This is a genomic window from Paenibacillus sp. E194, from assembly GCF_000935845.1.
Taxonomy (GTDB): Bacteria; Bacillota; Bacilli; order Paenibacillales; family Paenibacillaceae; genus Paenibacillus_B; species Paenibacillus_B alvei_B.
In genome coordinates this window covers 1-1,313 of the sequence record NZ_JMDX01000496.1, presented here as the reverse complement: position 1 = coordinate 1,313, position 1,313 = coordinate 1, and the positions used below count along the sequence as shown (strand labels likewise).

1 protein-coding gene is annotated in these 1,313 nt (G+C 58.5%); it reads left to right on the top strand.

The window, feature by feature from the left end:
* Positions 1-26: 26 nt before the first annotated feature.
* The coding region (locus AZ66_RS29180) for a condensation domain-containing protein (protein WP_231587105.1) at positions 27-1,313 on the top strand (1,287 nt) is incomplete at its 3' end.

The window sequence follows — 1,313 nt, the reverse complement described above, 5'->3', positions numbered from 1 at the left end:
TTCAAGCGGTGGAACGAGGCGTGCATATGCCGGCATCGTATGCCCAGCAGCGGCTCTGGTTCCTCGATCAACTGGAACCGAACAGTCCGCTGTACAATATTCCATGCGCATGGCGGTTGCAGGGAGCCTGGAAGCTGGACGCGTTGGAACAAGCCTACGATGCGCTGATTCAACGTCATGAAGCGCTGCGCACCGTCATTGGCGAGGCGAACGGCGAGCCGGTGCAGATCATTCGCGAACACCAGCCTGAGCGTCTGCCTGTGACGGACCTTCGCCATCTGGCAAGCGAGGATAGGGAGCGCGAGATGAAGTCGCTCATGCAAGCGGAGGCAGACAAGCCGTTCCAACTGGCTGAGGGACCGTTAATCCGGGCGCAGGCCATCACGATGGGAGAGAACGATTGGGTGCTGCTGTGCACGCTGCACCATATCATATTTGACGGATGGTCTCTGGACATTTTCGTCCGGGAATGGCTCGCACTATATGAGGCGTTTGCGGGAGGGCAACCAGCGGCATTGGCACCGCTATCCTTGCAATATGCCGACTACGCGCATTGGCAGCGGAACTGGCTGAGTGAAGACGTGATGAACCGTCAGTTGGCGTACTGGGAGGAAGAACTGGGCGGGGAACTGCCTGTGCTGCAGCTGCCGACGGATCGTCCGCGTCCAGCGCAGCAAAGCTACCGGGGAGAGCGGTATGAAACGGAGCTTCCGGCCGATTTGCTCATCAAGCTAAAAGCGCTCAGTCGTCAAGAGGGAGCGACGTTATTCATGACGCTGCTCGCCGCCTACCAAGGTTTCCTCTCCCGCTATACGGGACAGACGGATATCGCTGTCGGCAGTCCGATTGCGAACCGGCATTACGGGGAAATCGAGAGGATGATCGGATTCTTTGTTAATACCCTTGTGTACCGTGCGGATATGTCGGCCAATCCGAGCTTCCGGGAGTTGGTGTCGCAAGTGCGCGGGAAAGCATGGAAAGCGCAGGAGCATCAGGACATCCCGTTTGAGAAGATCGTGGCGGCGCTGCAGCCAGAGCGCTCGGCGAGCTATGCGCCATTGTTTCAGACGGTGTTTACGCTGCAAAGCCGTCCGAGCGAGCTGCCGATGGACTCGGAATGCCGGATGGACACGATAAGCAGCTTTATGTCGGTCGCGAAGTTCGACTTGACGGTAGGCGTGCAAGAAGCCGAAGAGGGTATGCGCGTCAGCTTCGAGTACAGCACGGACTTGTTCGACGCGTCAACCATCGAGCGGATGGCGGTACACTTCGAGCGATGGCTGCATGAAGTGGCGGAGCATCCAGAGCGATCG